This window comes from Runella salmonicolor, assembly GCF_024158025.1.
Taxonomy (GTDB): Bacteria; Bacteroidota; Bacteroidia; order Cytophagales; family Spirosomataceae; genus Runella; species Runella salmonicolor.
The window spans coordinates 1-22,837 of sequence record NZ_JAMZEL010000018.1 but is presented as its reverse complement, the minus strand read 5'-3'; the positions used below and the strand labels follow the sequence as shown (position 1 = coordinate 22,837).

Sequence of the window (22,837 nt, the reverse complement as noted above, 5' to 3'; positions counted from 1 at the left end):
AAAACAAAACCCCTGATATGGGAACACCACATCAAATGGGTTTTGTAATGATTTAAAACTATTTAGAGTACAATTCGACGATTGCTTGCTCGTTCACGTTCTCAGGAATCTGATCACGTTCTGGATACTGAACAAACTTTCCAACCAACAAACTGCTGTCCCATTCAAGCCAATTGAAACGTTTCGCAGTAGCTGTACGTGCCGCCAAACTTTCGGTGATTGCTTCAAGAGATTTTGATTTCTCGCGAACACCAACGATTTGTCCAGGACGCAGTGAGAATGATGGAACATTCACTACTTCTCCATCGATTGTAATGTGCTTGTGGCTAACCAATTGACGAGCCGCACGGCGAGTAGGCGCAATTCCTAAACGATAAACGGTGTTATCAAGACGGGCTTCGCAAAGTTTTAAAAGGTTTACACCTGTAATACCTTCACGAACAGCTGCACGGTGAAATAGATTACGGAATTGGCGTTCCAATATTCCGTAGGTATATTTTACCTTTTGTTTTTCTTGCAATTGAAGTGCATATTCAGACTTCTTGCTCCGACGTCCGCGACCATGTTGGCCGGGAGGATAGTTTTTCTTATTCAGCGCCTTGCTGGGACCCATGATGGCCTCACCAAAACGACGCGAAATCTTGGACTTTGGACCTGTATAACGTGCCATTTGAATTTGATTTATTTAAACACAAAAATTACCGTAGGAACAATCCTGCAACCCCAGTGTCCAAATTGCGGATTGTCCTTACGGCCTTATAAAAACTTAAAAATTAAACTCTTCTACGTTTGGGGGGACGGCAACCATTGTGTGGCAGCGGAGTAATATCTTTGATCGTAGTAACCTCAATACCGACATTTTGTACGGTACGGATAGCTGATTCACGACCTGAACCTGGACCTTTCACAAAGACTTCTGCTTTACGCATGCCAAGGTCGTAGGCAACTTGAGCACAGCTTTGAGCGGCAGTTTGAGCGGCATAAGGAGTGTTTTTCTTAGAGCCTTTGAACCCCATTTTACCAGCTGATGCCCAAGAAATCACTTGTCCAGACATGTTGGTAACCGAAATAATGATGTTGTTAAATGAAGCTCTAATGTGAACTTGACCCACTTGCTCCACCTGTACAACGCGCTTTTTAGCTTTATCTTTACGCTTATTTTGAGCCATTTTTTTGTAATGTTAATCGTTAGTTGTTATCGCTTCGGAAAGCCGTTTGTTAATGGTTATCTGTTACAGATGTTCACACATTAACAAACAGATAACGGATAACTTTACTTACTACTTAGTAGCTTTTTTCTTGTTGGCTACAGTCTTACGCTTACCTTTACGAGTACGGCTATTATTTTTTGTTCTTTGGCCACGTACAGGTAATCCTTTACGGTGACGCAAGCCACGATAACAACCGATATCCATCAACCGTTTGATACTTAGCTGTACTTCTGAACGAAGTGCACCTTCGGTATTAAATTCACCGTTAATGATTCCACGAACAGCATTAGACTCTTCGTCAGACCATTCAGATACTTTTTTGTCAAAATTGATTCCAGCCTTCTCCAAAATTTTACGAGCAGAGCTACGGCCTATCCCGTAGATGTAAGTCAACGAGATTTCTCCGCGTTTTTTGTCTGGAATGTCAACACCTGCAATACGTGCCATATCTTATAATTATCCTTGTCTTTGTTTGTACTTGGGATTTTTCTTATTGATAACGTAAAGTTTACCTTTTCGGCGAATAACTTTACAATCAGCACTGCGCTTTTTAATAGACGCTTTTACTTTCATTGTTGTATGTGATTTTGGATTTAAGATTTCGGTCTCTCGTGACGGGAATTCTACTAAACTCCTTTATCCTATTTTAACCTACAATCTACAATCAAGTTACTACTATTTATATCGGTAAATAATCCGAGCCTTTGACAAGTCGTAAGGCGACATTTCGAGTTTAACTCGGTCACCTTGCAAAATTTTAATGTAGTTCATTCGCATTTTACCAGAGATATGAGCAATTACCTCATGTTTGTTCTCCAGCTGTACTCGAAACATAGCGTTAGAGAGCGCTTCTACTATAATTCCGTCAACTTCGATGAGTCCTTGTTTTGCCATATACTGCTTTTCGGTAAGTGAATTAGATGCTTACCATTAACGTCGTATTTTCAGTTACTTCTTCTATGTACTTAAACGTCGTTAAAATTTCTGCTTTGCCTTTACGAACCAACACAGTGTGCTCAAAATGTGCAGCAGGTTTTCGGTCTGTGGTTCGGATAGTCCAACCGTCTTTTTCCTGAACCACGGATCTTTTTCCTAACGTAATCATTGGTTCAATCGCAATCACAATTCCTTCCCGTAACTTAGGTCCTTGTCCTCGTTTCCCATAATTTGGTACTTCAGGACTTTCATGTAAATTACGACCTACACCATGACCAACTAATTCTCGAACAACACCGTAGCCAAATTTTTCAACGTATGATTGAATCACATAGCCAATATCACCTACTCTTTTACCTTCTACTGCCTGCTCAATCCCTAAATACAGTGACTGTTTAGTACGTTTTAGAAGATTCATTACTTCAGCACTTATATTTCCTACTGGGTAGGTATATGCACTATCGCTGTGAAATCCATTTAACTTAACGCCACAATCTATAGAGATTACATCTCCTTCTCGCAATTGATATTGGCTTGGAAAACCATGTACCACAATATCATTTAGCGAGATACAAAGTGATGCTGGAAAACCATTATACCCTTTAAAAGAAGGCTGACCTTTGTGGTCTTTTATAAACTCTTCCGCGACTTTGTCTAATTGCTTAGTAGTAATACCAGGTTTTATCCATTTTGCCACTTCGGCATGGGCTTTTCCCAGAACTTGAGCACTTTCTTTAATCAGTAAAACTTCTTCTTCTGATTTAAGAAAAATCATTTTTGTCATTATACCGCTACAGTTTCAGTACGGCCTTTTACTCGGCCAGACTTCATTAAACCTTCATAGCGTTTCATGAGGAGATAACTCTCTACTTGTTGCAAAGTATCAAGTACGACACCAACCAAAATCAGCAATGAGGTACCTCCAAAAAACTGTGCAAATTCTCTCGTCATTCCAGTCATACTTGCCAATGATGGCAGAATAGCAACCACCGCAAGAAGTATACCTCCAGGTAAAGTAATACGATCTAATACCGTAGCAATAAAGTCAGAAGTGGAAAGCCCTGGTTTAACTCCTGGGATAAACCCTCCTCCTCTTTTCATATCGTCAGCAATTTGCTGAGGACTAATTGCAATGGCAGTGTAGAAAAACGTAAATACAATAATTAAGGTTGCAAAAAGACCGTTGTATTGCCAAGTTGTATAATCATTGAAAGTAGTAGCTATTGAACTAGCGAAATCACTTTTTTCGGCAAATAACCCTGCAACCAATGATGGTATAAACATTAAAGCCTGCGCAAAGATAATTGGCATCACACCAGAGGTGTTGAGTTTAAGTGGCAGATACTGTCTTTGACCACCCATTACTTTGTTTCCAACTACTTGCTTTGCATATTGAATCGGCACTCTACGTACTGCCTGTGTCAAAGCTACTGCAAACATTACGACTAAAAAGAGTGCTACAATTTCAAGAACAAAAATTAACGCTTCTCCTGTACCTCTTGAAACAGCTTCCTGATAAATAGCTCTTGGAAAACGAGACACAATACCAATCATAATCAGCATTGATGTACCATTTCCAATTCCGCGGTCGGTGATTCTTTCCCCTAACCACATACAAAAAATTGTACCAGCTGTTAAAATAAAAACGGATGATATCGTAAAGGCTGCGCGAGTGATTAAAAGTGCATCCGTTGGTATTGTAGTCTGCAAATAACTTACAGACTGAGCAATGGTAACAAAAATGGTTAATACTCGCGTAATCTGATTCAATTTCTTACGTCCTGATTCTCCTTCCTTCTGCATTTTTTGGAAATACGGAAGTGCCATTGTTAACAATTGAATGGCAATAGAAGCAGAAATGTAGGGCATGATACCCAAAGCAAAGATTGAAGCCTTACTGAAAGCGCCGCCCAAAAATGTATCTAACAAGCCTAATAAGCCTGATGTATCGATATTAAGTTTGCTACTATCTACTCCAGGTAGAACAATGTAGTAACCAAGACGATAAACCGCAATCAAAAGGAGAGTATAAAGAATTCTATTCTTTAACTCTTCAATTGAAAAGATATTTTTTAAGGTCTGTATAAACCGTTTCATGCGTTTGTTAGATTTACCCGTGAAAAAATCAGGCAAAGTTACAAAAAATCTTTGGTAAGATTACAAAGTAACGGCTTTACCGCCTGCTTTTTCGATAGCCTCTGCTGCTGCTTTTGAAAAAGCGTGAGCTTTCAGTTCTACGGCAACTTTTAATTCGCCACGGCTAAGAATCTTTACTAAGTCAGTTTTTGAAACTAAACCGTTGTTGTACAACACTTCAATATCGATTACAGTAGCATTTGTTTTTTCAACCAATGCCTGAATAGAATCTAAGTTGAGTGCTTTGTACTCTACGCGATTAACGTTTTTGAAACCAAATTTCGGAACACGTCTTTGGAGCGGCATTTGCCCTCCTTCGAAGTGACTTTTTTGGCTATAGCCTGAACGTGATTGAGCACCTTTGTGTCCACGCGTAGATGTACCGCCCATTCCTGAGCCATGCCCTCTACCTAGGCGTTTTTTTGTTTTTACCGAGCCTGAGGCTGGTTTTAATGAGCTAAGATTCATTGTCATATGCCAATTAGATCTCTTCGACTTTCACCAAATGATTTACTTTCTGAATCATACCAGAAATGGCAGGATTGATTTCAATCTCTATACTGCGACTGATTTTACCTAATCCCAAAGCAGCTAAGGTGCGCTTTTGATCTTCGGGTCTACCAATCTTACTTCTAACTTGTGTTACTCTTACCTTTGCCATTTTCCCAAAAGATTATCCATTAAATACTTTGGCCAACTTTACTCCGCGTTGGAATGCAACTTGGTGAGGAGCTCTCATCTTAAGGAGTGCATCAATCGTTGCCTTCACTACGTTGTGAGGGTTTGATGATCCTTTTGATTTTGCTAACACGTCGTGTATACCAGCGGCTTCTAAAACAGCACGCATAGCACCTCCTGCAATAACACCCGTTCCAGGGGCGGCTGGCTTAACAAAAACCAGACCTCCACTAAATTTACCGTGCATTTCATGAGGGACTGTTCCTTTCAAGAGAGGAACTTGTACAAGGTTTTTCTTGGCGTCCTCGATTCCTTTTGCGATAGCATCAGTTACTTCATTAGCTTTACCTAATCCATAACCTACTACTCCCTTGCCGTCACCTACGACCACAATTGCTGAGAAACTAAAACGACGACCACCTTTTACTACTTTGGCAACGCGGTTGATAGCCACAACCTTTTCTTTCAGGTCTGCCTCGTTGTATTTCACAGGTTTGATACTGTTTGACATATCTTATTAGAATTTGAGACCCCCTTCGCGGGCGCCGTCTGCCAGTGCTTTTACTTTGCCGTGATATAAATAACCGTTGCGATCAAATACAACTGAACTAACGCCAGCTGCAATTGCTTTCTCAGCCAGTTTAATGCCTACTTTTTTCGCATCTTCTGCATTGACACTCGCTTTATTAGTGGTATCAAGCTCAATAGATGAAGCAGAGACTAAAGTTACTCCTTTTGTATCATCAATTACCTGCGCATAAATGCGCGCATTTGAACGAAATACTGAAAGGCGAGGCTTTTCTGTTGTTCCAGCTACTTTCTTCCGAATCCGGTACTTGATGCGCTGTCTTCTGTCGCTTCTTGCTAAAGCCATGATTGATTACAATTTTCAGATTACTGATTACTTCTTAGCTGCTGCTTTACCAGCTTTACGTCTGATTTGTTCTCCGATGAAGCGGATACCCTTACCTTTGTAAGGTTCTACTTTACGGAACGAGCGGATTTTAGCGGCAATTTGGCCTAAAAGTTCTTTGTCGATACACTCTAAAAAAACTTTTGGATTTTGTCCTTTTTCCATTGTTGCCGTTACCTTCACTTCTGAAGGAACTGCAAAATAGATACCATGTGAATAGCCAAGGCTCATCTCAAGAATATTATTATTCACGGACGCCTTATAACCTACCCCAACAATTTCCAGCTCAGCTTTGTAGCCTTCATGCACTCCAGTCACCATGTTACTGATGAGAGAGCGGTAGAGACCGTGCAATGCTTTATGGCGCTTTTGTTCAGTCGGACGTACGACTGTCAATTCGCTTCCTTCTACTTCTACCTTAATGTCGCGGTCAATGGTACGGGCTAACGTTCCTTTGGGACCTTTCACAGTCACAACGTTATCGTCAGATACACTTACTGTGACGTTTGCTGGTAGCGTAATCGGCTTTTTTCCTATACGTGACATGTTCTTTCTGTGAATTTTATCAGTAAACGTAACACAATACTTCTCCGCCCACGTTGAGCACGCGCGCTTCTTTGTCGGTCATTACCCCCTTAGAGGTAGATACAATCGCTACTCCAAGACCATTGAGGATGCGTGGAATATCGGTAGCACCCGAATATTTACGCAAACCTGGCTTGCTTACACGTTGCAAGTCAACAATTGCTGATTGCTTTGTTACTGGGTTGTACTTTAAAGCAATCTTAATAATACCCTGCGGGCCATTATCTTCAAACTTGTAGTTTTGGATAAAGCCTTTATCGTAGAGTACCTTGGTGATCTCCTTCTTGATATTAGAAGCAGGTATCTCCACAACCCGGTGCTTCGCCTTTATGGCGTTTCTGATTCTCGTCAGATAATCTGCTATGGGATCGGTTAACATTTCTCTACTGATTTGTTGCGGCCCTTCCGTAAAAGGGCTGCAAAGTTACGGAATTGATTTTAAAAAACAAAAGAGATTTACCAGCTGGCTTTGGTAACACCAGGGATTTTTCCTGCCGAAGCCATTTCTCGGAATACCACCCGGCAAATACCAAACTTACGCATGTATCCACGGGGACGTCCAGTTAAACGGCAACGGTTGTGCAAACGAACTGCTGATGAACTACGTGGCAGCTTGTCTAAACCTTCCCAATCGCCAGCTTCTTTCAATGCAGCTCTTTTGGAGGCATATTTAGCAACCAGCTTTTGTTTTTTCAATTCTCTTGCTTTTACGGATTCTTTAGCCATTTCCTTATTTCGTTGAAAAAGGGATTCTTATTTCTTACCTTTAGTAAAGGGCATACCAAGCGATTTAAGCAATTCGTAGCTTTCTTCGTCAGTATTGGCGGTAGTTACGAACGTGATATCCATACCAGAGATTTTGTTAATTTTATCAAACTGAATCTCTGGGAAGATAATTTGCTCTTTTACGCCAAATGTATAGTTACCACGTCCATCAAAACCTTTGTCGCTGATACCTTGAAAATCACGTACACGAGGTAGAGCAATAGAAGTCAAGCGGTCTAAGAATTCAAACATACGGTCGCCGCGTAGAGTAACTTTAACGCCAATTGGCATTTTTTCACGCAACTTAAAGTTTGAAATTGCTTTCTTAGAGATAGTAGGTACTGCTTTTTGACCAGCAATAATAGTAATCTCTTCAAGCCCCTGATCAATTAACTTCTTATCAGCTACCGCTGCACCGATTCCTTTGTTGATAACAATTTTCGACAAACGAGGTACTTGCATTACCGATTTATACTGGAACTTGTCTTGCAAATGCTTAACGACGTCCTTTGTGTATTTTTCTTTTAATCTCGGAGTTGCCATTTTTGATTTTTTTTTGTGGATTTCCGACCCACAGTTATTTATTAGAGTTTTTAATGGATGGTTTTACCCATTCATCAAACTACTTACTTTGAAGGATCAGCAATAAACTTACCTGATTCTTTCGAGTAACGTTGCAACTTACCTTCTTCATTGGCTTTACGGCCGATACGAGTAGGTTGTCCAGTCGCAGGATCAACAAGCATCAGATTACTGATATGAATTGAACCTTCTGTTTTCTTCAGTTCACCTTGTGGATTGGCGGCCGTTGGCTTGATGTGTTTCGTGATCAAATTGACCCCTTCCACGATAGCACGTTGCTTCTCTACCAATACTTTGGTGACTTTACCCGACTGGCCTTTAGAGTTACCAGCAATTACCTTCACCGTGTCACCGGTACGAATGTGTAATTTGGGTTGTTTGTTGTATTTTCTTTCCATTGCTTCTACAATACTTCAGGTGCCAATGAAACAATTTTCATAAAATTTTTCTCGCGCAATTCACGAGCAACAGGACCGAAGATACGAGTACCGCGAGGTTCATCTTGGTTGTTGAGTAATACGACGGCATTGTCTTCAAATCGAATGTAAGAGCCGTCTTTCCGACGGATTTCTTTTTTGGTACGAACAACTACAGCTTTTGAAACTGTACCTTTCTTTACGTTACCTGAAGGAATTGCCTGCTTAACTGTCACTACTACTTTGTCTCCGATCGAGGCGTATCGTTTCCCAGTTCCGCCTAATACACGGATAACTAGTACTTCTTTTGCGCCACTGTTATCGGCCACAGACAGTCTTGATTCTTGCTGTACCATTGTTATTTCGCTTTTTCAATGATTTCGACTAATCTCCAACGCTTGTTCTTACTGAGCGGGCGGGTTTCCATTACGCGAATGGTATCTCCTACTCCACACTCATTGTTTTCGTCATGCACCATGAGTTTGGTAGTTTTTTTCATAAACTTACCATATTTTGGGTGCTTAACTTTACGCTCTACCGCGACAACACAAGATTTTTCCATCTTGCTGCTTACCACGCGGCCAACTCTGACTTTGCGTAAATTTCTTTCTACAGTTGTAGTTGTTTGTGCTGCTGCCTCCATTGTGTCGGTTATTTTGCAATTGGGGTCTCCTGACCATTATTACGCGCTTGCGGCTTTATCCTTAGCCGACAACTCCGTCATCAACCTTGCAATCAGACGGCGCGTATTACGAATACGCATCGGATTTTCAATCGGAGATACGGCGTGAGCAAACTTCAACTTGAGTAGACGATCTTGCTCCTCAACAAGGGTTTGCTTCAATTGCTCTACCGTCAGCGCTTTGATTTCACTATTTTTCATTTGACTAATGCTTATTCTGCTTCTTCTTGATGATCGCGACGAACTACGAATTTAGTCTTAACAGGTAACTTTTGAGCGGCTAGCCGAAGTGCTTCACTTGCGAGTTCGAGTGATACTCCTGTAGCTTCAAATAGAATCGTTCCTGCCTTAACGGGAGCTACCCAATATTCGGGAGCACCTTTACCTTTACCCATACGAACTTCTAGGGGTTTTTTGGTAATAGGTTTGTCAGGAAAAATTCGAATCCAAACCTGACCTTCACGCTTCATAGCACGCGTTACAGAAATACGAGCCGCTTCAATCTGTCTGGCTGTAATCCAGCCTGGTTCAAGCGTTTTGATGGCAAACGTACCGAAAGCGATCTGGTGGCCACGAGTGGCCATCCCTTTTTCAGACCCTTTACTTTTCTGTTGTTTGCGGAACTTGGTTCTTTTCGGTTGTAACATGGTTCAGCAGTATTTTCGGAGTCAATAAAGACCCGTTGCTTTCGATAATTACTTTTTCTTATTACGGTTATTGTTGTTCCGGCCTTTGCCAGGACCGTTTCCAGCTCCAGGACCGTTTCCAGCTCCGCGGCGATCTCCACCTCCGTCACGATCTCCACCACCACCTCTGCGACGGTCTCCATCACCACCTCTGCGACGATCTCCACGGTCTCCGCCACGGTCATTACCACCAGCACGTTCTGCCGAAGCAGCACCACCGCTTATAGGAGATAAATCACGCTTTCCGAAGATTTCACCTTTGAAAACCCATACCTTGATACCGATTTTACCATATACGGTAAGTGCTTCTGAAATTGCATAATCAATATCGGCACGGAGCGTATGAAGAGGCACACGTCCTTCTTTATATTCTTCTGTACGAGCCATTTCAGCACCACCCAGACGACCAGATACACGAACTTTGATTCCTTGAGCACCTACACGCATCGCAGACGATATCGCTTGCTTCATAGCACGACGGTATGAGATACGATTTTCTAATTGTTGAGCGATAGACTCTCCCACCAATTTAGCATCAATTTCAGGACGCTTAATTTCGTAGATGTTGATTTGGATATCTTTACCCGTAATCTTTTTTAACTCTTCTTTAATCTTGTCGACCTCATTTCCGCCTTTACCGATTACAATTCCTGGACGAGCCGTGTGAATTGTAAGGGTGATACGCTTCAAAGTACGTTCAATGACTACTTTGGAGATAGCACCTTTAGGAATACGAGCGGAAATATATTTGCGGATCTGCTCGTCTTCAATCAGCTTGTCGGCAAACTCACGTCCTCCGTACCAGCTTGAATCCCAACCACGGACGATACCGAGTCGCAGACCTATAGGATTAACTTTCTGTCCCATTCGTTATTGAAATTTTAGGCTTCTTGTTGGATTACTTCTGCTGCATCATCTACCACAATTGTGATGTGGTTAGAGCGTTTACGAACACGGTAAGCACGACCCTGAGGTGCTGGACGCAGACGCTTCAACATTGCGCCACAATCAACAAAAATTGTTTTTACGTACAATTCAGCATCTTCGAGTTTAGCATCTTCGTTTCGTTGCTGCCAGTTGGCAACAGCCGACATCAATACTTTTTTCAAAACTGGAGCGGCACCCTGCGGTTGATATTGCAAAATTGCCAGCGCACGGCTCACTTTCTGCCCTCTAATCATATCAGCTACAAGCCGCATTTTACGAGGTGAAGTGGGTACGTTTCTTAATATAGCTCTTGCTTCCATTTTCTTGTTGTGCGTCGTTAGTGGTTAGTGTCAGTCATTAGGTCAAATGGCTATTGACTGAACAACTATTGACTATTCTATCTTTTGCCTTTATCTTTTTTGGCAATGTGCCCCCGGAAATTACGTGTTGGGGAAAACTCACCCAATTTGTGCCCGACCATGTTTTCGGTTACGTACACAGGGATGAACTTATTTCCATTGTGTACTGCAAAAGTATGACCAATAAAATCTGGGGAGATTGTACTGCGTCTTGACCAAGTCTTGATAACTGATTTCTTGCCGGCACCATTCATTACATCAATTTTGGTCTGAAGGCGGAAATCAATGTACGGTCCTTTTTTTATCGAACGTCCCATTTATCTTCGATTATTTTTTACGTTTGCTAATAATCAAACGGTTTGAATACTTTTTCGGAGTACGTGTCTTTTTACCTTTAGCGTATAAGCCCGTACGAGAACGAGGGTGACCTCCTGATGCACGACCTTCACCACCACCCATAGGGTGATCGACTGGGTTCATCGCAACCCCACGAACTCGTGGACGAATACCCAACCAACGCTTACGGCCTGCTTTTCCGAGGCTTACGTTCATATGGTCAGCGTTAGACACTGAACCTACCGTAGCAATACACGTTGAAAGTATCATGCGCATTTCGCTTGATGGCATACGCAATACTGCATATTTACCATCACGAGCTACTAATTGGGCATAAGTACCAGCGCTGCGTACCAATTGTCCTCCCTTACCAGGATGTAATTCTACATTGTGAACAATTGTACCAATCGGCATTGAACTTAAAGGAAGTGCGTTACCTACTTCAGGTGCTACACTAGTTCCTGACACAACAGTTTGTCCTACTTTAATACCCTGCGGGGCAAGGATATAACGTTTTTCTCCATCTTGGTATTCAACCAATGCGATACGAGAAGAACGGTTAGGATCGTATTCGACTGATACTACTGTTGCTTCAACTTCAAACTTGTCACGTTTGAAGTCGATAATACGGTACATGCGCTTGTGACCACCACCAATATAACGAGCTGTACGACGACCTTGGTTGTTACGTCCACCTGTCTTTTTAATAGGGGCCAACAAGCTTTTCTCAGGCTTGTCGGTTGTGATTTCATCAAACGACGGAGCCGTACGAAAGCGCTGACCGGGAGTTGTTGGTTTTAGCTTAATGACTGCCATTGTTTTTTTCAGTTATTTGCTACTTCAACGATTTAGTTAGGCGATATCTGAATAAATATCAATTATTTCGCCTGCTTTTAGAGTCACGATGGCTTTCTTGTACGTTGAAGTAATACCACTAATTGCTTTACCTCGTGACATTCTTGATTTTTTTCTGCCGATTGAACGCATGGTATCTACACTTGCTACCTTAACACCATACACTTTTTCGATGGCGTTTGCGATTTCAATTTTATTGGCAGTTTTAGACACTTCAAATACATACTTGCCCAAATTGCTGAGCGCAGTAGCTTTTTCGGTCAATATCGGTCGCTTGAGTACACTCATTGTCTTACTTGTTCAAGAGATTTTCTAACTTCGACACTGCAGTCTCGCTAATCAACAATACTTCAGCATTGATGAGATCGTAAGTATTTACAGAGTCAACCGTAGTGATGTTTACCTTTGGAATATTGCGGCCAGACAAAAATACGTTATCGTCGTGGTTGGGCAGAATAAGAAGTGTTTTCTTATTTGTTAAAGAGAAAGCACTCAAGAAAGAAAGATACTGCTTGGTTTTAGGACCTTCAAAAGTAAAATCTTCTACAATTGAGATACCGTTTGCCTTCGCTTTTGTCGAAAGAACTGACTTACGCGCCAATACTTTCACTTTCTTATTAAGTTTGAAGCTGTAGTCACGAGGTCTTGGTCCAAATACACGACCACCACCCACGAACAAAGGCGATTTGATTGACCCTGCACGGGCGCCTCCAGTTCCTTTTTGACGCTTAATTTTTCTTGTAGAGTACGAAACCTCTGCGCGCTCTTTTGATTTGTGCGTACCCTGACGTTGGTTAGCAAGATATTGCTTTACGTCTAAATACACTACGTGCTGATTTGGCTCAATGCCGAATACTGTTTCGGCAAGGGCTACTTTTTTGCCCGTATCTTGTCCTTTTATATCTAATACTGAAAGTTCCATTGTCTTGATCGGATTGAACGGTTCGCCTTAACTACTTTTCGATGATTACAAACGAATTTTTCGCACCTGGCACCGAACCACTAATAACAACGAGATTCTGCTCAGGAATTACTTTCAACACTTTAAGGTTTTGAACCTTAACGCGGTTATTCCCCATGCGTCCTGCCATACGAATCCCTTTGAATACTCGAGAAGGGAATGAACATGCACCAATTGAACCCGGGTGACGTTGGCGGTTGTGCTGACCGTGTGTTTGGCCACCTACCCCTGCGAAACCGTGACGTTTTACTACACCTTGAAAACCACGTCCTTTGGCAGTACCTACCACATCAACGAAGTCTCCTTCACCAAATACATCTGCTACTGACAATGCTTGACCAAGGCTAAGTTCTTCTTCGAACTCCTTAAATTCAACCAATTTGCGCTTTGGCGTAGTACCTGCCTTCTTAAAATGACCCACGAGCGGTTGAGTCGTATGCTTTTCTTTTTTTTCTCCGAAACCGAGTTGGACAGCCTTGTATCCATCAGTTTCGTCGGTTTTGACTTGCGTAACAACACAAGGACCAGCTTCAATTACCGTACATGCCAGAGCCTGCCCGTCCGCACTGTACACACTAGTCATCCCGATTTTTTTTCCTATTAAACCAGACATCTTTTTGATTTACAGCAGGTTATAAAATTTATTTTACAAAACGGACTGCAAAAGTCTGAAATTAATTTCAGCAATCCAACTATTTTACTTTTTTTATTTTTCACTTCAACAAAAAAGGTCAGATGATAAACATCTGACCTCATTTTACTGTGGAAAAGTAATTGCTACTTAGCCTAAGTTATGAATCCAGATGTGGTTTCCTTTCGGACCTTCATCCAATCTATGTCGATTGAAACTTTAAAAGTGTCTTTTTTAAAGGCTCGCAAAGGTCTGAATTTTATTCTTGAAAAGCAAGCTATACTTTAAAAATTTCAGAAGATAATTTTAATCCTTTATTTTTGGCAGCTTTATACCTTAACAATTCAATTGTTCAATGTATAACTGTTGGCACAGTTTTCGTTAGTAGACTATACGAGGAACAACCCGTAAACTATGACAAATGTATGTATTAGAGTGGCTTTCACCCTCTTAGCTATCTTCTTCTGTGCAAACGCCAGCGCTCAATCGAGGCGTAATAGCCCTGTTCGCCGGAATGTTCCTGCGTTTGGCGTAATTAAAGTTTTTGCTGGAGGCGGCATATCTTATTATATGGGAGACATGCGTGCCAAAACTGATTTGAGGTTTATCCAGCCTCATTTAGCACTGGGGGTGAGTTATAGACTAGCCGAGCGCATTGCGTTACGGGGAGAAGTGGATATATATCGTATTTCGGGAAAACAGGCGGGTGGCCCAATTTGGTACAATAATCTTTCCTTTCGTTCTGATAACCCAGCTGGATATATAGGATTGCAAATTGACGCATTCCGTTATAACGACGAACGCCTATTAAAACCTTATTTATTGGGGGGAATCGGCATGACAAGAATTAATCCTAAAGCAAAGTATCAGGGCACTTGGCATAGTTTGCCGCCGCTAATGACTGAAGGAGTAGCTTACAAACGTAACGTGCGTATTGCGGTGATTGGGGTGGGAGTTTCTTGGAAACACGACGACCGTTGGAGTTTTGCCGTTGAGCTTAGTGATAATTTTGCAAATTCAGATTATTTGGATGATGTCAGTACAAATTATCCTAATCCAGGAGGAATGTCTGAACTAGCACTGGCTTTGTCGGATAGAAGGCCCGAATTAACCAATCTGCCGTCCGGGTATTCTCCACAAAATGAGCCTGGAAATCAACGGGGAAATCCTAAAGTAAAAGACTCTTACGGATTTTTATCGTTTCGGGCTGAGTATTTACTCGGTACCCAAGCCCGACGCGCCGAGCGCCGAAAGCTAAGATGTTACTACTAAGAACATAAAATACTATTTTAGATTTTTCAGAAAAGCGGTTATATAGCAATATAAACCGCTTTTTATGTATACAAACCTATTGAAATATGAAGCATATTCTACTTATGAACGGCCCTGATAATAAAGGGCTTATTTATAACGTAACCCATGTACTGTATAATCATAACCAAAATATTATCAGTCAGGATGAATACGTAAGTCCTTCCAAACAGTTTTTTATGAGAACCGAATTTGAAGGCGAAGGTGATCCTGAAAAAATAATTAACGACCTGTACAGTACACTACCTACTGGCATTAACTTACGCCTCAATCCTAAAAAAAAGAAAGACATTGTGGTGTTTGTAACAAAAGAGCATGACTGTTTGGGCGAATTGCTCATAAGGTATGCTTTTGACGAACTCGATGCCACAATCCAAGCCGTTATAAGCAATTATAATACTTTACAACCTTTGGTCAGCAAATTTGGCATTCCTTTTCATTTCATTTCTCACGAACACAAAACCCGCAATGAACATGAAGAGGCGATTTTAAGAACCCTTGATATTTACAAACCTGAGTATCTAGTTTTAGCCAAATATATGCGTGTTCTGACCACTGATTTTGTAAAACACTACCCCCATCGAATTGTAAATATTCATCATTCCTTTCTTCCCGCTTTTATTGGAGCCAACCCTTATCGCCAAGCTTATGAACGAGGCGTCAAAATCATTGGAGCTACGGCCCATTTTGTCAATGATAATCTTGACGAAGGGCCGATTATTGCTCAGGACGTAAAAGAAGTAGATCACCGCCTAACGGCGCTAGATATGGCTACTTTGGGAAAAGACACCGAAAAATCTGTACTGTCTAAAGCCTTAAAGTTGGTATTCAATGACCGCGTCTTTATCCACGGCAATCGTACAGTTATATTGTAGATTATTACTAAAATGGTATTTTTCCTATTTTTTTATACACATTTAAGTATCTTGCACCCCGTTTTTTAACCCTCATACTAACCTTTCTGGAAGACATGCAAAAACTTCAAACCTTAGACTATCTGGTATTTCTTTTTTACTTCATAGTGGTCGCTGGCTACGGCTATTGGATTTATCAACGAAAAAAAACCAAAGAAGCTAGTACAACTGATTTCTTTCTGGCTGAAGGCTCGCTTACCTGGTGGGCAATCGGCGCATCCTTAATTGCTTCCAATATTTCGGCTGAACAATTCATTGGGATGTCGGGCAATGGGTTTTCAATGGGATTGGCTATTGCAACCTATGAATGGATGGCCGCCGCCACGCTGTTAGTGGTGGGTATTTTCTTTATGCCTATCTATTTGAAGAATCGTATTTTTACAATGCCACAATTCCTGAATCAACGTTATAATACAACCGTTAGCTTAATTATGGCCATTTTTTGGCTGTTTTTGTACGTATTAGTGAATTTAACCTCTATCCTGTTTTTAGGGGCGCTTGCGGTTTCTACCATTTCGGGAATTGATTTTACGGTGTGTATGATTGGGCTGGCCATTTTTGCCGTTATCATTACGGTCGGTGGAATGAAAGTAATTGGATATACCGACGTTATTCAGGTATTTTTCCTCATTTTGGGAGGATTAGCAACCACCTACCTAGCCATGGATTTGGTTTCTCAAGAGTTTGGTGTAGAGGGAATTACCAGTGCTTTCGGTACCATGCTTGAGAAGTCAGAAGATCACTTCCACATGATTTTCCAAGAAGGCAACCCGCACTACATGGCGTTGCCCGGTTTGACGGTACTCATTGGAGGAATGTGGATTGTCAACCTGAATTACTGGGGTTGCAATCAATATATTACGCAACGTGCGCTCGGTGCTGATCTCAAAACAGCGCGAGAAGGGATTCTTTTTGCCGCGTTTTTAAAACTTTTAATGCCTGTCATTGTGGTACTACCAGGAATTGCCGCTTATACCTTATATCAAAAAGGCTTGTTTCAAATGGAAATGCTTGAAGGTGGCGAACTCAATCAGGACCGCGCCTATCCGGTATTACTAAATTTGCTGCCAGTTGGACTTAAAGGTCTTTCTTTTGCGGCCTTAACGGCGGCAATTGTAGCTTCTTTGGCAGGAAAGGCAAATAGTATTTCAACCATTTTTACCCTTGATATTTATAAAAAATACATCGGCCAAGATGCTGATGAAAAGAAACTTGTTTGGATTGGACGGGTAACGATTGTTGTTGCCATGATTTTGGCAATTATTATTTCTCCTTACATGGGTATTGACAAAAAAGGTGGTTTTCAGTTTATTCAGGAAATGACTGGGCTTGTTTCACCCGGTGTATTTGCCGCTTTTATTCTGGGCTTTTTCTGGAAAAAAACCAATTCGGCGGGGGCCCTCTTTGCAATTGTCGGTGGCTTTCTTATTGCCTTTTCAATGCACAACAACTGGCTACCCGGTACTGACTGGACTTTGGTTCCGTTCTTAGACAGAATGGGAATCGTATTCTTAATCTGCGTGGCAGTAATGGTTGTACTAGGACTTTGGCAGCCTAGCAGTAAAGGCTTAGCAATTGATTCCTCCATGTTCAAAATCAAAGGAACCTTTGCCATCGGCACCGCAGTTATTTGTGCAATTATCGCAATACTTTATACCGTATTCTGGTAATTAATCTTACTTTTTTTTAAAAATACCCCTGCCGATGCAATACTTGGCAGGGGTATTTTTTTGGCCCTTCATTAAACTTTTGTTCCTCACCGTCCATCTAAGCTCTAAAACTGCCTGAAAACTTACACAAACGCTCAACACCATTCATCTGCATGGACGCTATCCAACACCAACGCACTATTCAACACCTATTTTGGAGAGCTGGCTTCGGAGCTTCACCTAGTGAAGTACAAAAAGCGATGTCAATGTCAAGACTTCAGCTTGTTAAAAGTTTATTCAGAGACAGCAGCCACCTAAAACTATTGGAACAGGTATCTGATACCCCTGCTCAAAATTTAAAAAATCTTAGGCAGGCGGTTAAACAAAATGCAGGAGGCTCCCGTGAAGACCTGCGCGACAAGCTTAAACTCATGGCCCAAGAACGCCGTGAAAACATTAGCACTCTCAATGATGCATGGGTTGCTCAAATGGGAAATGAAGCTTATGCATTTCGTGAGAAAATGGCGCTTTTTTGGCACAACCATTTCGCCTGCCGCAGTAGAGCTGTTGGCTTCATTCAACAACAAAATAACACCTTACGCACCCATGCACTTGGCAAATTCGGAGACTTGTTGATGGCCGTTTCAAAAGACGCTGCGATGCTACAGTTTTTGAACAATCAACAAAACAGAAAGCGTAGCCCTAATGAAAATTTTGCCCGAGAAGTGATGGAATTATTTACCCTAGGGCGAGGACAATATACCGAACAGGATATTAAAGAAGCAGCGCGGGCTTTTACAGGATGGGGTTTTAATATCAATGGTGATTTCATTTTTAGAGAAAACTTTCACGACAATGGCCTCAAAACCATCTTTGGCAAATCTGGGAATTATAAAGGAGAAGATGTAATCGAAATGCTACTGGCAAATCCTAAAACGGCCCAACACATTTCAACCAAAATTTATCGCGCATTTGTCAATGAAAAAGTAGACGAAGCTCACGTCACGGCAATGGCAAAACGTTTTTATCATAGCCAGTACGACATTGCCGACTTAATGGAATACGTTTTTACATCTGACTGGTTTTACCATTCCGTAAACATCGGTGCACAAATTAAATCTCCTGTAGAATATCTATCTGGCTTGCAACGAACCTTCAACCTCAATTTTGTGGATAAGACGCCCGTGTTATACACCCAAAAAATATTGGGCCAAGTTCTTTTTAATCCCCCCAATGTAGCTGGTTGGCCTGGCGGAAAAGCTTGGATTGATAGTTCCAGTTTACTTTCTCGGTTGCAACTCCCTAGTGTACTCTTTCGCAACGAAACCATAAATGTCAGCGTAAAAGAAAGTGGAGATGTCAACGAGGAAAAATTGGTCCGCAAGAATAAGTTTGAAATCAATATGAACTGGCAGGATTTTGCCCATTCTTTCGAATCAATTCCTGACTCTGCTCTTTGCAAAACCTTGGCATCCTATTTGTTACAGGTACCAATTAATGATGCAACCATAAAACGCATTGAAAATAAGGTTTCGGCCCCCGAACGCTCAGAGACGGTAAAACAACTTTGCATTTCTTTAATGAGTACACTCGAATATCAAGTTTGCTAACCCGTTTTTCATAAATAGTATTTCAATAATGAAACGTCGCACATTTCTCAAAAAAACGGCTTTTACTACCGCTGGTTCGCTTTTAATTCCTCAGTTTTTAAAAGCGTATGAGCAAAAACACTTTGGACAAAAACCGCTCAACGATAAAATCCTGGTGGTTATTCAACTCTCTGGCGGCAATGACGGCCTTAATACGGTAGTTCCGTTTCGGAATGATATTTACTACCGAGAGCGCCCCTCCATCGCCATCAATCAAAATAATGTTCTGCGGCTCAACGATGAAATCGGTTTTAATCCCGCACTGGAAAAAATCAAAGAATTATATGACAATGGACTGGTTTCTGTCATCAATAATGTAGGTTATCCCAATCCCGACCGCTCCCATTTTCGCTCGATGGATATTTGGCAAACGGGAAGCAGTTCGGAAGAATATCTATCCAGCGGCTGGATAGGTCGTTATTTGGATGCTCAATGCATTGGCCAATCCTGCCTCCCGCACCAAGCCCTTGAAATTGACGATACATTAAGTTTAGCTTTAAAAGGGCAGCAAGTCAATGGGTTATCGTTGCAAAACCCTGAGAAGTTATACCGACAAACGCAAAGTGCATTTGTCAAAACATTGACCGATATTCCTGCAGCAGATAACCATGACAATGTTGCTTATCTCTATAAAACGCTGGCCGAAACTGTGTCGTCTGCCGAATATGTTCATACGAAAGCAAAAGTCAATAAATCCCGAATGATGTATCCAACGACTGAATTAGGGAAACGCCTTAATACCATTGCTGAACTTATCACATCTGGCGTAAGCACAAGCGTGTATTACGTTTCTTTGTCTGGTTTTGATACTCACATACGCCAAAATGACCAACAAGACCGTCTTCTTCGCCAATATGCTGAAGCGGTAAACGTTTTTGTCAATGATATGAAAGCCAATAGCCGCCTTGATGATGTTATGGTTTTGACATTCAGTGAATTTGGCCGAAGAGTAAAGCAAAATGCAAGTAGCGGTACGGATCATGGAACTGCCAATAATGTATTTTTAATCGGTGGCCCGAAACGTACCCGCCCTATTTTAAACGAAGCTCCTGATTTAACAAACTTAGATAACGGCGACTTAAAATACAGCATTGATTTTCGAGAAGTATACGCAACATTGTTGGATGATTGGCTTCACACAGATTCCACCAAGATTCTTACCCAAAAATTCAACAAACTACCACTCTTCTAACTTAAAACGACTGCTTTAAGGCAGTCGTTTTAAGTTAGCCCCCAATTATCTTTCTTTATTCTCACCTTCCTTGAGAGGATTTCCCTATTTTTACGCTAATCAATAAAAAAGGGAATGACCGATACGATTCAAGATACTTCTACTCTTTTCAGCAAATTGGGAGGGGAATTTATTATTCCTATGGAGCTTTTTACGGAAAAAATAAAAAAGATAAAAGCCTTTATTTTTGACTGGGACGGCGTATTCAACGACGGTACAAAAAATGAACACGGAACCAGCAACTTCAGTGAAGTAGATTCAATGGGAATCAACTTACTTCGTTTTGGTTGGTGGCTGTCTCAGTCCAAGATGCCGTACACAGCCGTAATTTCAGGAGAGCGGAATACCATGTCTTTTCAGCTGGCCAAACGAGAGCACTATGATTCCTGCTATTTTCGTATCAAACATAAAATTGCCGCTCTTGAACATTTTATGGCAATCCATCATCTCAAACCAGAAGAAATAGCCTTCTTTTTTGACGATGCGCTGGATTTATCCATTGCCGAGCAGTGCGGCATCCGCATCATGGTTCGGCACGGTGGCAACCCTCTGTTTCAAAAATACGTTATTGACCATAACCTTGTCGACTACATCACCGGACAGGCTGGTGGTGCTTTTGCGGTTCGAGAAGGGTGTGAACTTTTGCTGGGGCTTTCCCAAATACATGATCAAACGATTACCAATAGGCTACGTTTTTATCCAGAGTATGACCAATACCTTTCCCAACGGCAATTGATTGAAACTTCTTTTTTTACGGTGTCGGATGGGAAATTTGAATCACAAACAATCTAGCGTTTATCACAAATGTCGCAAGCAATAGATTTTCAGGAAAACAGATTAAAAACGGGTGAAGGTGGCATAATTCTTTCGAGTGTGGAGGATTTACTCAACTGGTCAAGATTATCATCGTTGTGGCCAATGGGATTTGGCTTGGCATGCTGCGCCATTGAAATGATGGCTTCATACGCCTCAAACTATGACCTTGAAAGATTTGGGATATTTCCCCGCCCTTCTCCTCGTCAATCAGATGTAATGATTGTTGCTGGAACCGTTACCTTCAAAATGGCAGATAGGATTCGCCGTTTATATGAACAAATGCCAGAACCGCGCTACGTAATCTCCATGGGGAGCTGTTCAAATTGCGGAGGTCCTTACTGGGAACATGGCTACCACGTTGTAAAAGGAATAGATAGAATCATTCCAGTAGACGTTTACGTGCCTGGATGCCCGCCGCGCCCAGAAGCATTAATTGGAGGTTTTTTAAAATTGCAGGAAAAAATCCGTCAGGAACATCCAATTGCCCCCATGCTACTCTTGGAGTTGGAGGCCGAAAACCATACCACCTGATCACATGACCACACATGATATAGTAGAGAGATTAAAAAGTAAATTTAACACAGATGCGATTCTGGTTGTAAACGAAAAAACTGCTCAACCCATAATACAGATTCCCGCAAATTTACTTTTGGACATTTGTCAATTTTTACATGAAGATGAGTTACTGTACTTTGACTTTATGGCTTGCCTGACGGGAATTGACAATGGTCCAGAAAAAGGCACAATGGAAGTAATTTACCATTTGACTTCAATCCCCTATCAAAGGAATCTAATTTTGAAAGTTATGCTTCCACGACAGATTGATGGGAAACAGCCTTCTATACCAAGCGTATCTAGTATTTGGAAAACAGCTGATTGGCATGAACGCGAAGCGTTTGATTTAATCGGAATTCACTTTGAAAATCATCCTGATTTGCGTCGAATTCTACTTCCAAAAGATTGGGAAGGTCATCCCCTCCAAAAAGATTATGAAGAGCAAGACTCATACCATGGAATAAAAGTAAAGTACTAATAATCAACGAGTTGAAAATTTTTCTTGACATAACCAAAAAAAATGCTATCCTTCGCAACAAATTCAACAAAAAAAGCGTTGGATTGGCAAGTTTGCTTGGTTTTTAAACCTTATTTTAGAACTAATAAAAGGAATTGAGTATGTATTGGACACTGGAATTAGCCTCTTATTTGGAGGATGCGCCTTGGCCCGCCACAAAGGACGAATTAATTGATTTTGCGATTCGCACGGGAGCTCCTCTGGAAGTCGTCGAAAACCTGCAGGAACTGGAAGATGATGGCCAACCTTATGAAAGTATTGAGGAAATATGGCCTGATTATCCCACAAAGGACGATTTCTTCTTTAACGAAGATGAATATTAATGATTAGAAGAAGCCCATTTACTGGGCTTCTTTTATGAATTATTTAGTCAGGTTGTATAAACGCAAAAGAGCCCGCTTTTCAGCGAGCTCTTCATTTTTAATATTGTGGCGGCTACCTACTTTTCCAAGTTTTATCTCAGTATCATCGGCGGAGCGGGGCTTAACTTCTCTGTTCGGAATGGGAAGAGGTGAACACCCGCCCTGTAACCACCA

At 41.4% G+C, this 22,837-nt stretch carries 36 protein-coding genes and 1 rRNA gene; 9 read left to right on the top strand and 28 right to left on the bottom strand.

Going from position 1 to position 22,837, the window contains the following annotated elements; genetic code table 11:
• Positions 1 to 58: 58 nt before the first annotated feature.
• From rpsD to rplC, 27 genes are all read right to left on the bottom strand, one after another.
• Positions 59 to 670, bottom strand: coding sequence for a 30S ribosomal protein S4 (rpsD, locus tag NCI00_RS26925; protein ID WP_253532780.1), 612 nt, complete (start codon positions 668 to 670; stop codon positions 59 to 61).
• Positions 671 to 773: 103 nt separating this feature from the next.
• Positions 774 to 1,169 carry a 30S ribosomal protein S11 gene (gene rpsK, locus NCI00_RS26920; RefSeq protein ID WP_114068142.1) on the bottom strand — a complete coding sequence of 132 codons (396 nt, stop codon included), beginning with the start codon at positions 1,167 to 1,169 and terminating at the stop codon, positions 774 to 776.
• A gap of 111 nt (positions 1,170 to 1,280) precedes the next feature.
• Positions 1,281 to 1,658 (bottom strand): 30S ribosomal protein S13, encoded by a 378-nt coding sequence (rpsM, locus tag NCI00_RS26915; RefSeq protein WP_114463897.1) that lies wholly within the window; start codon positions 1,656 to 1,658, stop codon positions 1,281 to 1,283.
• Positions 1,659 to 1,667: 9 nt separating this feature from the next.
• Positions 1,668 to 1,784: a 50S ribosomal protein L36 gene (gene rpmJ, locus NCI00_RS26910; RefSeq protein ID WP_013927415.1), complete on the bottom strand. Its 117-nt coding sequence runs from the start codon at positions 1,782 to 1,784 to the stop codon at positions 1,668 to 1,670.
• 102 nt (positions 1,785 to 1,886) lie between these two features.
• The gene (gene infA / locus NCI00_RS26905) at positions 1,887 to 2,105 is read right to left on the bottom strand and encodes a translation initiation factor IF-1 (RefSeq protein WP_013927416.1); all 219 of its coding nucleotides are present in this window, start codon (positions 2,103 to 2,105) and stop codon (positions 1,887 to 1,889) included.
• A gap of 22 nt (positions 2,106 to 2,127) precedes the next feature.
• Positions 2,128 to 2,922, bottom strand: a complete 795-nt coding sequence (map, locus tag NCI00_RS26900; protein WP_253532873.1) for a type I methionyl aminopeptidase — start codon at positions 2,920 to 2,922, stop codon at positions 2,128 to 2,130.
• Positions 2,923 to 2,930: 8 nt separating this feature from the next.
• Positions 2,931 to 4,244 (bottom strand): preprotein translocase subunit SecY, encoded by a 1,314-nt coding sequence (gene secY, locus NCI00_RS26895; RefSeq protein WP_166560989.1) that lies wholly within the window; start codon positions 4,242 to 4,244, stop codon positions 2,931 to 2,933.
• 60 nt (positions 4,245 to 4,304) lie between these two features.
• Positions 4,305 to 4,751, bottom strand: coding sequence for a 50S ribosomal protein L15 (rplO, locus tag NCI00_RS26890; RefSeq protein WP_166560988.1), 447 nt, complete (start codon positions 4,749 to 4,751; stop codon positions 4,305 to 4,307).
• A 13-nt stretch (positions 4,752 to 4,764) separates the two neighbouring features.
• Positions 4,765 to 4,944 carry a 50S ribosomal protein L30 gene (gene rpmD, locus NCI00_RS26885; protein ID WP_013927420.1) on the bottom strand — a complete coding sequence of 60 codons (180 nt, stop codon included), beginning with the start codon at positions 4,942 to 4,944 and terminating at the stop codon, positions 4,765 to 4,767.
• A 12-nt stretch (positions 4,945 to 4,956) separates the two neighbouring features.
• Positions 4,957 to 5,472 carry a 30S ribosomal protein S5 gene (gene rpsE, locus NCI00_RS26880; RefSeq protein ID WP_114068145.1) on the bottom strand — a complete coding sequence of 172 codons (516 nt, stop codon included), beginning with the start codon at positions 5,470 to 5,472 and terminating at the stop codon, positions 4,957 to 4,959.
• Positions 5,473 to 5,478: 6 nt separating this feature from the next.
• Positions 5,479 to 5,835 carry a 50S ribosomal protein L18 gene (rplR, locus tag NCI00_RS26875; protein ID WP_114068146.1) on the bottom strand — a complete coding sequence of 119 codons (357 nt, stop codon included), beginning with the start codon at positions 5,833 to 5,835 and terminating at the stop codon, positions 5,479 to 5,481.
• Between the two features lie 27 nt (positions 5,836 to 5,862).
• On the bottom strand, positions 5,863 to 6,420 hold the full coding sequence (gene rplF / locus NCI00_RS26870; RefSeq protein WP_166560987.1) for a 50S ribosomal protein L6: 558 nt from the start codon (positions 6,418 to 6,420) through the stop codon (positions 5,863 to 5,865).
• A gap of 19 nt (positions 6,421 to 6,439) precedes the next feature.
• Positions 6,440 to 6,838, bottom strand: a complete 399-nt coding sequence (gene rpsH / locus NCI00_RS26865; RefSeq protein WP_013927424.1) for a 30S ribosomal protein S8 — start codon at positions 6,836 to 6,838, stop codon at positions 6,440 to 6,442.
• A 77-nt stretch (positions 6,839 to 6,915) separates the two neighbouring features.
• Positions 6,916 to 7,185 carry a 30S ribosomal protein S14 gene (gene rpsN / locus NCI00_RS26860; RefSeq protein ID WP_013927425.1) on the bottom strand — a complete coding sequence of 90 codons (270 nt, stop codon included), beginning with the start codon at positions 7,183 to 7,185 and terminating at the stop codon, positions 6,916 to 6,918.
• A 27-nt stretch (positions 7,186 to 7,212) separates the two neighbouring features.
• Entirely contained in the window at positions 7,213 to 7,767 is a 555-nt protein-coding gene (rplE, locus tag NCI00_RS26855; RefSeq protein ID WP_166560986.1) for a 50S ribosomal protein L5, read from the bottom strand.
• Positions 7,768 to 7,850: 83 nt separating this feature from the next.
• Positions 7,851 to 8,204, bottom strand: coding sequence for a 50S ribosomal protein L24 (rplX, locus tag NCI00_RS26850; protein WP_114068149.1), 354 nt, complete (start codon positions 8,202 to 8,204; stop codon positions 7,851 to 7,853).
• 5 nt (positions 8,205 to 8,209) lie between these two features.
• Positions 8,210 to 8,578 (bottom strand): 50S ribosomal protein L14, encoded by a 369-nt coding sequence (gene rplN, locus NCI00_RS26845; RefSeq protein ID WP_114068150.1) that lies wholly within the window; start codon positions 8,576 to 8,578, stop codon positions 8,210 to 8,212.
• Positions 8,579 to 8,580: 2 nt separating this feature from the next.
• Entirely contained in the window at positions 8,581 to 8,865 is a 285-nt protein-coding gene (rpsQ, locus tag NCI00_RS26840; RefSeq protein WP_114068151.1) for a 30S ribosomal protein S17, read from the bottom strand.
• A gap of 39 nt (positions 8,866 to 8,904) precedes the next feature.
• On the bottom strand, positions 8,905 to 9,105 hold the full coding sequence (gene rpmC / locus NCI00_RS26835; RefSeq protein WP_013927430.1) for a 50S ribosomal protein L29: 201 nt from the start codon (positions 9,103 to 9,105) through the stop codon (positions 8,905 to 8,907).
• Between the two features lie 11 nt (positions 9,106 to 9,116).
• Positions 9,117 to 9,551 carry a 50S ribosomal protein L16 gene (rplP, locus tag NCI00_RS26830; RefSeq protein WP_114068152.1) on the bottom strand — a complete coding sequence of 145 codons (435 nt, stop codon included), beginning with the start codon at positions 9,549 to 9,551 and terminating at the stop codon, positions 9,117 to 9,119.
• Between the two features lie 48 nt (positions 9,552 to 9,599).
• On the bottom strand, positions 9,600 to 10,457 hold the full coding sequence (rpsC, locus tag NCI00_RS26825; protein ID WP_114068153.1) for a 30S ribosomal protein S3: 858 nt from the start codon (positions 10,455 to 10,457) through the stop codon (positions 9,600 to 9,602).
• A 14-nt stretch (positions 10,458 to 10,471) separates the two neighbouring features.
• Entirely contained in the window at positions 10,472 to 10,837 is a 366-nt protein-coding gene (gene rplV, locus NCI00_RS26820) for a 50S ribosomal protein L22 (protein ID WP_114068154.1), read from the bottom strand.
• A 77-nt stretch (positions 10,838 to 10,914) separates the two neighbouring features.
• Positions 10,915 to 11,193: a 30S ribosomal protein S19 gene (rpsS, locus tag NCI00_RS26815; RefSeq protein WP_013927434.1), complete on the bottom strand. Its 279-nt coding sequence runs from the start codon at positions 11,191 to 11,193 to the stop codon at positions 10,915 to 10,917.
• Between the two features lie 10 nt (positions 11,194 to 11,203).
• Complete coding sequence (gene rplB / locus NCI00_RS26810; RefSeq protein WP_253532779.1) at positions 11,204 to 12,028, bottom strand: 50S ribosomal protein L2; 825 nt, start codon at positions 12,026 to 12,028, stop codon at positions 11,204 to 11,206.
• A 36-nt stretch (positions 12,029 to 12,064) separates the two neighbouring features.
• Positions 12,065 to 12,355, bottom strand: a complete 291-nt coding sequence (gene rplW / locus NCI00_RS26805) for a 50S ribosomal protein L23 (RefSeq protein WP_013927436.1) — start codon at positions 12,353 to 12,355, stop codon at positions 12,065 to 12,067.
• 4 nt (positions 12,356 to 12,359) lie between these two features.
• The gene (gene rplD / locus NCI00_RS26800) at positions 12,360 to 12,989 is read right to left on the bottom strand and encodes a 50S ribosomal protein L4 (protein ID WP_114068156.1); all 630 of its coding nucleotides are present in this window, start codon (positions 12,987 to 12,989) and stop codon (positions 12,360 to 12,362) included.
• A 31-nt stretch (positions 12,990 to 13,020) separates the two neighbouring features.
• Positions 13,021 to 13,641, bottom strand: coding sequence for a 50S ribosomal protein L3 (gene rplC, locus NCI00_RS26795; protein ID WP_253532777.1), 621 nt, complete (start codon positions 13,639 to 13,641; stop codon positions 13,021 to 13,023).
• 432 nt (positions 13,642 to 14,073) lie between these two features.
• Here rplC and NCI00_RS26790 point away from each other — a divergent pair, with 432 nt between their 5' ends.
• The 9 genes from NCI00_RS26790 to NCI00_RS26750 all read left to right on the top strand — a co-directional run bounded on the left by NCI00_RS26790 (position 14,074) and on the right by NCI00_RS26750 (position 22,624).
• Entirely contained in the window at positions 14,074 to 14,931 is an 858-nt protein-coding gene (locus tag NCI00_RS26790; protein ID WP_253532775.1) for a hypothetical protein, read from the top strand.
• 86 nt (positions 14,932 to 15,017) lie between these two features.
• A complete protein-coding gene (purU, locus tag NCI00_RS26785) occupies positions 15,018 to 15,845 on the top strand; it encodes a formyltetrahydrofolate deformylase (RefSeq protein ID WP_253532773.1) in 828 nt (275 codons plus the stop codon).
• A gap of 95 nt (positions 15,846 to 15,940) precedes the next feature.
• Positions 15,941 to 17,554: a sodium/sugar symporter gene (locus NCI00_RS26780; protein ID WP_166560982.1), complete on the top strand. Its 1,614-nt coding sequence runs from the start codon at positions 15,941 to 15,943 to the stop codon at positions 17,552 to 17,554.
• Between the two features lie 152 nt (positions 17,555 to 17,706).
• Complete coding sequence (locus NCI00_RS26775) at positions 17,707 to 19,143, top strand: DUF1800 domain-containing protein (RefSeq protein WP_253532771.1); 1,437 nt, start codon at positions 17,707 to 17,709, stop codon at positions 19,141 to 19,143.
• Between the two features lie 28 nt (positions 19,144 to 19,171).
• Positions 19,172 to 20,374 carry a DUF1501 domain-containing protein gene (locus tag NCI00_RS26770; protein WP_253532768.1) on the top strand — a complete coding sequence of 401 codons (1,203 nt, stop codon included), beginning with the start codon at positions 19,172 to 19,174 and terminating at the stop codon, positions 20,372 to 20,374.
• Positions 20,375 to 20,488: 114 nt separating this feature from the next.
• Positions 20,489 to 21,205, top strand: coding sequence for a phosphatase (locus NCI00_RS26765; protein ID WP_253532765.1), 717 nt, complete (start codon positions 20,489 to 20,491; stop codon positions 21,203 to 21,205).
• A gap of 12 nt (positions 21,206 to 21,217) precedes the next feature.
• A complete protein-coding gene (gene nuoB / locus NCI00_RS26760) occupies positions 21,218 to 21,760 on the top strand; it encodes an NADH-quinone oxidoreductase subunit NuoB (RefSeq protein WP_253532762.1) in 543 nt (180 codons plus the stop codon).
• Positions 21,761 to 21,764: 4 nt separating this feature from the next.
• Positions 21,765 to 22,262, top strand: coding sequence for an NADH-quinone oxidoreductase subunit C (locus tag NCI00_RS26755; RefSeq protein WP_253532760.1), 498 nt, complete (start codon positions 21,765 to 21,767; stop codon positions 22,260 to 22,262).
• A 140-nt stretch (positions 22,263 to 22,402) separates the two neighbouring features.
• Entirely contained in the window at positions 22,403 to 22,624 is a 222-nt protein-coding gene (locus NCI00_RS26750; protein WP_013927448.1) for a DUF2795 domain-containing protein, read from the top strand.
• 103 nt (positions 22,625 to 22,727) lie between these two features.
• Here NCI00_RS26750 and rrf read toward each other — a convergent pair.
• Positions 22,728 to 22,837 (bottom strand): 5S ribosomal RNA (gene rrf, locus NCI00_RS26745).

What these genes read in the sequence shown, in the direction of transcription:
- rplF (WP_166560987.1), bottom strand. Translation starts at nt 6,420, where the DNA reads ATGTCACGTATAGGAAAAAAGCCGATTACGCTACCAGCAAACGTCACA.
- rpsQ (WP_114068151.1), bottom strand. Translation starts at nt 8,865, where the DNA reads ATGGAGGCAGCAGCACAAACAACTACAACTGTAGAAAGAAATTTACGC.
- rpmD (WP_013927420.1), bottom strand. Translation starts at nt 4,944, where the DNA reads ATGGCAAAGGTAAGAGTAACACAAGTTAGAAGTAAGATTGGTAGACCC.
- rplN (WP_114068150.1), bottom strand. Translation starts at nt 8,578, where the DNA reads ATGGTACAGCAAGAATCAAGACTGTCTGTGGCCGATAACAGTGGCGCA.
- rplE (WP_166560986.1), bottom strand. Translation starts at nt 7,767, where the DNA reads ATGGCAACTCCGAGATTAAAAGAAAAATACACAAAGGACGTCGTTAAG.
- purU (WP_253532773.1), top strand. Translation starts at nt 15,018, where the DNA reads ATGAAGCATATTCTACTTATGAACGGCCCTGATAATAAAGGGCTTATT.
- NCI00_RS26775 (WP_253532771.1), top strand. Translation starts at nt 17,707, where the DNA reads ATGGACGCTATCCAACACCAACGCACTATTCAACACCTATTTTGGAGA.
- secY (WP_166560989.1), bottom strand. Translation starts at nt 4,244, where the DNA reads ATGAAACGGTTTATACAGACCTTAAAAAATATCTTTTCAATTGAAGAG.
- rplC (WP_253532777.1), bottom strand. Translation starts at nt 13,641, where the DNA reads ATGTCTGGTTTAATAGGAAAAAAAATCGGGATGACTAGTGTGTACAGT.
- NCI00_RS26755 (WP_253532760.1), top strand. Translation starts at nt 21,765, where the DNA reads ATGACCACACATGATATAGTAGAGAGATTAAAAAGTAAATTTAACACA.
- rpmC (WP_013927430.1), bottom strand. Translation starts at nt 9,105, where the DNA reads ATGAAAAATAGTGAAATCAAAGCGCTGACGGTAGAGCAATTGAAGCAA.
- rplO (WP_166560988.1), bottom strand. Translation starts at nt 4,751, where the DNA reads ATGAATCTTAGCTCATTAAAACCAGCCTCAGGCTCGGTAAAAACAAAA.
- rpsN (WP_013927425.1), bottom strand. Translation starts at nt 7,185, where the DNA reads ATGGCTAAAGAATCCGTAAAAGCAAGAGAATTGAAAAAACAAAAGCTG.
- rplW (WP_013927436.1), bottom strand. Translation starts at nt 12,355, where the DNA reads ATGAGTGTACTCAAGCGACCGATATTGACCGAAAAAGCTACTGCGCTC.
- rplP (WP_114068152.1), bottom strand. Translation starts at nt 9,551, where the DNA reads ATGTTACAACCGAAAAGAACCAAGTTCCGCAAACAACAGAAAAGTAAA.
- NCI00_RS26780 (WP_166560982.1), top strand. Translation starts at nt 15,941, where the DNA reads ATGCAAAAACTTCAAACCTTAGACTATCTGGTATTTCTTTTTTACTTC.
- map (WP_253532873.1), bottom strand. Translation starts at nt 2,922, where the DNA reads ATGATTTTTCTTAAATCAGAAGAAGAAGTTTTACTGATTAAAGAAAGT.
- rplX (WP_114068149.1), bottom strand. Translation starts at nt 8,204, where the DNA reads ATGGAAAGAAAATACAACAAACAACCCAAATTACACATTCGTACCGGT.
- rpsH (WP_013927424.1), bottom strand. Translation starts at nt 6,838, where the DNA reads ATGTTAACCGATCCCATAGCAGATTATCTGACGAGAATCAGAAACGCC.
- rpsC (WP_114068153.1), bottom strand. Translation starts at nt 10,457, where the DNA reads ATGGGACAGAAAGTTAATCCTATAGGTCTGCGACTCGGTATCGTCCGT.
- NCI00_RS26750 (WP_013927448.1), top strand. Translation starts at nt 22,403, where the DNA reads ATGTATTGGACACTGGAATTAGCCTCTTATTTGGAGGATGCGCCTTGG.
- rpmJ (WP_013927415.1), bottom strand. Translation starts at nt 1,784, where the DNA reads ATGAAAGTAAAAGCGTCTATTAAAAAGCGCAGTGCTGATTGTAAAGTT.
- rplD (WP_114068156.1), bottom strand. Translation starts at nt 12,989, where the DNA reads ATGGAACTTTCAGTATTAGATATAAAAGGACAAGATACGGGCAAAAAA.
- rplB (WP_253532779.1), bottom strand. Translation starts at nt 12,028, where the DNA reads ATGGCAGTCATTAAGCTAAAACCAACAACTCCCGGTCAGCGCTTTCGT.
- NCI00_RS26765 (WP_253532765.1), top strand. Translation starts at nt 20,489, where the DNA reads ATGACCGATACGATTCAAGATACTTCTACTCTTTTCAGCAAATTGGGA.
- NCI00_RS26790 (WP_253532775.1), top strand. Translation starts at nt 14,074, where the DNA reads ATGACAAATGTATGTATTAGAGTGGCTTTCACCCTCTTAGCTATCTTC.
- rpsS (WP_013927434.1), bottom strand. Translation starts at nt 11,193, where the DNA reads ATGGGACGTTCGATAAAAAAAGGACCGTACATTGATTTCCGCCTTCAG.
- rpsE (WP_114068145.1), bottom strand. Translation starts at nt 5,472, where the DNA reads ATGTCAAACAGTATCAAACCTGTGAAATACAACGAGGCAGACCTGAAA.
- nuoB (WP_253532762.1), top strand. Translation starts at nt 21,218, where the DNA reads ATGTCGCAAGCAATAGATTTTCAGGAAAACAGATTAAAAACGGGTGAA.
- rplR (WP_114068146.1), bottom strand. Translation starts at nt 5,835, where the DNA reads ATGGCTTTAGCAAGAAGCGACAGAAGACAGCGCATCAAGTACCGGATT.
- NCI00_RS26770 (WP_253532768.1), top strand. Translation starts at nt 19,172, where the DNA reads ATGAAACGTCGCACATTTCTCAAAAAAACGGCTTTTACTACCGCTGGT.
- rplV (WP_114068154.1), bottom strand. Translation starts at nt 10,837, where the DNA reads ATGGAAGCAAGAGCTATATTAAGAAACGTACCCACTTCACCTCGTAAA.
- rpsD (WP_253532780.1), bottom strand. Translation starts at nt 670, where the DNA reads ATGGCACGTTATACAGGTCCAAAGTCCAAGATTTCGCGTCGTTTTGGT.
- infA (WP_013927416.1), bottom strand. Translation starts at nt 2,105, where the DNA reads ATGGCAAAACAAGGACTCATCGAAGTTGACGGAATTATAGTAGAAGCG.
- rpsK (WP_114068142.1), bottom strand. Translation starts at nt 1,169, where the DNA reads ATGGCTCAAAATAAGCGTAAAGATAAAGCTAAAAAGCGCGTTGTACAG.
- rpsM (WP_114463897.1), bottom strand. Translation starts at nt 1,658, where the DNA reads ATGGCACGTATTGCAGGTGTTGACATTCCAGACAAAAAACGCGGAGAA.